Consider the following 458-nt stretch of genomic DNA (forward strand, 5'->3'; position numbering starts at 1 on the left):
AACGGGTTGTATTACATGCGGGCGAGATACTATAACCCGGAGATCAAACGATTCGTGAACAGGGACATTGTGGCAGGCAACCTTGCCGAAGGACAGACGCTAAATCGGTATGCGTATGTCAACGGCAACCCGATCAGCTTCGTCGATCCGTTTGGACTGAGCCGAGACAGTGACGGCGGCTTCCAAGCCCATCTGATGGGAATCGGACACGCATTCCAAAGCTTTGGCAGCTCTGTACTGGATGCGGCCAAAGGATTAGGCAACCTGGCGCTATATAGCACAGGCTTTGGAAAATACGTAGACCCAGAAGGGCAAAAGCAATTTGATGAAAGCATCAAGAACGCGTTCCTTCATCCCGTAGATACAGTTATCCAAATCGGGCAAGGAATCAGGACAGAATTCGACGATATGGTGATAAACGGCGATCTCAATTCTCGTTATGCCTATGGGGGAGCATT

The 458-nt window shown here is 50.0% G+C and carries 1 pseudogene; it reads left to right on the forward strand.

From position 1 onward, the window contains the following. Positions 1-54: 54 nt before the first annotated feature. Positions 55-458: pseudogene (locus PPOP_RS13165) on the forward strand (hypothetical protein); the annotation flags it as partial.

Source organism: Paenibacillus popilliae ATCC 14706 (assembly GCF_000315235.1).
GTDB classification, from domain to species: Bacteria; Bacillota; Bacilli; order Paenibacillales; family Paenibacillaceae; genus Paenibacillus_B; species Paenibacillus_B popilliae.